Source organism: Roseimaritima sediminicola (assembly GCF_009618275.1).
Taxonomy (GTDB): Bacteria; Planctomycetota; Planctomycetia; order Pirellulales; family Pirellulaceae; genus Roseimaritima; species Roseimaritima sediminicola.
In genome coordinates this window covers 1-2,819 of sequence record NZ_WIAD01000108.1, presented here as the reverse complement: position 1 = coordinate 2,819, position 2,819 = coordinate 1, and the positions used below count along the sequence as shown (strand labels likewise).

Sequence of the window (2,819 nt, the reverse complement as noted above, 5' to 3'; positions counted from 1 at the left end):
TACAGCGTCAGATGACTTGAGGAGTTCAGTCCCGTCTCGAAGGCGTATCCTCGAATTATTGGCACCCATGCGTATGATCTCGCACTCAACGTCTTCTTCTCCATCAAAGTAATACCCCGGATACGGCACTTTAAACCTCCCACCATTCGTGATCGTTTCGAACTTCCACTCGATCCGACAACTCTGCGAATCCGTCTCGATCTTCCAAATGAATCGGGATGACTCGTCTGGCTGGGATCGCCTCGACGAACTGGCGAAGTTCGTCCACTGTCGCATGACCAGATGTATGAATATGCTTTCTTTCTATCCCCATTTCGGCCATCCTGTCGAGTTCACGGCGGCTATCTTCGAGGTAGCCGGACCACACGGAGCTTACCAGACTGGCCCCATTCAGGCATTTCGCTCGCTCAAGGTCTCTCAACATACTGGGGCGGAAGATCATTACTGAGCGGTCGGCGACTTCTGTAAGACGTTCCCAATAGATTCGGTGCGGATAGTACGGGTTGGAAATCTGGAACGCCTCTTCTCGCTTAATCTTCTGCTTCTGGCTGTACGGAAGGAAAACGAAAACTTGTTTGCGGTCGGGCTTCGGTAGTGCTTCGGTAACTGTTCACGGAATCTTGAGCCGAATCTGAGGTGCCCGACGGGCGGCGTGCCCCTGCATGTAGTGCAAGCATTAAGCCACATGCGCAATCTGTAGTGTTTCACTTTGGGAATGGCACGGCGGTCTGTAACCCGGTCTTATTATGGCCAACTCAACGCCTCATTCCCACCAATGCCCGAACTGTGAGCGGCTGGAGAAGCTTACGGAGCAGCTGCGTCCACAAGTTGCGGAGCAAGCGTTGCGGATCTAGGAACGCGAACGAAAGCTGGCCGGCGCCACTAAGGATTCTACCAACAGTTCCAAGCCGCCTTCGTCGGACATCGTCAAGCCGGGCAAAAGACGACGTCCGACCGGCAAAAACAAATGCGGAGGCCAAAAGGGGCATAAGCGGAGTTTGAGGCAGGCGTTGCCGGCTGACGAACCGGACTGGCTGATGCAGTATTCCTACGACGTCTGCCCGGACTGTGGCGGCCCGGTTCAGGTGAACACCCAAGACCCCGCATCCGTACTTCAACAGATCGAGGTGGTAGCCAAGCCCATCGAAGCAACTGAACATCAGTCGTTGCGGTGTTACTGCGGTGCATGCCAATAGACCCACACCTGCCCAATTCCTCTCGAGGTCCGCAAAGCCGGCCTCTGTGGCCCTGAACTGACAAGCATCATCGGCTTTCTCAAGGGGGGCCTGCCCTGCGTCCTTCTCTACGATTTGCAAGTATCTCCATGACGTCTATGGCTTGCAGCTCAGTCGTGGGATGTTGCAGAAAACCATCAATAAGGTTAGCGAAGCAATCGCCCCGATTTACGAGTCGCTGTTCGACAATCTGAAGGCAGAGCGAGTCCTGAACGTCGATGAGACGGGGCACCGAGACAGAGGCCAGAAGATGTGGACCTGGTGCTTCCGATCCAACGGATTCACTGTCTTCCGCATCGATCCTCGCCGCAGCAGTGGCGTCCTGCTGGACGTATTCGGCGAAGAGTTCGACGGCGTCATTGGTTGCGACCACTTCCGTGCATATCACAAGTACCGCGGATTGACTGACTGTGCGGTTCAGTTCTGTTTTGCTCACCTGATCCGCGATCTGCGTTTCCTCAAAGAGCATTCCAGCGGGCGAACCCATGGCTGGGCCGGGCGGCTTCTGGATGCGAGCCGCGACATGTTTCGGGTCATTCATGATCGCGAGAAGCTCGGCGAGCGATTCGATGGGGAATTGGAAGACGCCGCGATGATGGTGCTGATGCGGGCAACGTATCGCGTTCCTAAAGATCCGAAGGCCTGCAATCTCGCAAGGCGATTCGAGGAGCACGGCGACGATTATCTGCGGTTCTTAACGACGCCGGGACTGGAGCCGACGAAGAATATTGCTGAGCGGGCAATACGATTCGTGGTCATCGACCGCCGCGTGACCCAAGGCAGCAAGAGTGAGCAGAGACAGCGAAGGCTTGAAAGGATCTGGACTCTTATGGCGACCTGCGAAGAGCGGGAATTCTCGCTGTTTGACTGCTTGCGACAGGCCGTGAAGCAGCATCTGGCCGGTGAACCGCCGCCCTCGCTGTTCGCGGGCGATTCATAGAAACTCTGTCAACGCTGATTCACGCCTGCTGGCAGGTGCCTCGTCCATTCGGTTCGCACACGCTGCTGATCCGTGAACAGTTACCACTTATGCCACGGAGTTCGTACCCGAGTCGGAATGAATGCACAGCCGTAGTGTTTGCAGAAATCGACCAGCTTCGGATTCAGTTCTGGGTCGTACCAGTCGGGCGTCTTCACGGCACATGTAGCGTTATCAAAGACCATCCGTTGTGACACACCGCCGAGCGCCCAGAAGGCGTTCTCAAGAGTCCGGATAAAGCTCTCCGTGTCCTGCTTGAAAACCGCTTCGGAATCTCCCTTTCTAGAATGACTTAGGACGCACCGAAAGACATGCGTACGCCGATAGGTTCCGTCGGCGTTTCGAATCTTTGCACCGGTGCCGAAGTCGACTTGAAGTTCTTCGCCCGGTTCGACTTCCATGCGCCGGAACGGGAGTTCGTGCTGCTTCCGGAGAGACCGGACGAAGCGGTTGACCGACCAATACTTCCCTTCGAAACCATGCTCCGCGACGAGGTCTTGATGGATGCGTTGGGACGACAAGCCGGCTTCACACTTTCAGACGATCAGTTCTCGAAACGGCTTGCATTGACTGCCACTGCTGCGCGGGGCGGCGGATGTTGCGGG

The 2,819-nt window shown here is 56.0% G+C and carries 4 protein-coding genes and 1 pseudogene; 3 read left to right on the top strand and 2 right to left on the bottom strand.

What is annotated here, in order from left to right:
* Positions 1-130: 130 nt before the first annotated feature.
* Positions 131-313 carry an MBL fold metallo-hydrolase RNA specificity domain-containing protein gene (locus GE027_RS23850; protein ID WP_390621629.1) on the bottom strand — a complete coding sequence of 61 codons (183 nt, stop codon included), beginning with the start codon at positions 311-313 and terminating at the stop codon, positions 131-133.
* A 556-nt stretch (positions 314-869) separates the two neighbouring features.
* On the opposite strand from GE027_RS23850, the gene GE027_RS23845 reads away from it, so the two are divergent.
* Together GE027_RS23845 and tnpC are read left to right on the top strand one after the other, a co-directional pair.
* The gene (locus GE027_RS23845; RefSeq protein ID WP_390621628.1) at positions 870-1,196 is read left to right on the top strand and encodes a hypothetical protein; all 327 of its coding nucleotides are present in this window, start codon (positions 870-872) and stop codon (positions 1,194-1,196) included.
* Positions 1,197-1,272: 76 nt separating this feature from the next.
* Positions 1,273-2,175 (top strand): annotated as a pseudogene (tnpC, locus tag GE027_RS22420) (IS66 family transposase); the annotation flags it as partial.
* An 80-nt stretch (positions 2,176-2,255) separates the two neighbouring features.
* Here tnpC and GE027_RS23840 read toward each other — a convergent pair.
* The gene (locus GE027_RS23840) at positions 2,256-2,615 is read right to left on the bottom strand and encodes a DDE-type integrase/transposase/recombinase (RefSeq protein ID WP_153559463.1); all 360 of its coding nucleotides are present in this window, start codon (positions 2,613-2,615) and stop codon (positions 2,256-2,258) included.
* Here GE027_RS23840 and GE027_RS23220 point away from each other — a divergent pair.
* Positions 2,526-2,819: hypothetical protein (locus GE027_RS23220; RefSeq protein ID WP_202617507.1), on the top strand; the 294-nt coding region annotated here is incomplete at its 3' end. The two genes, GE027_RS23840 and GE027_RS23220, sit on opposite strands and share 90 nt — an antisense overlap.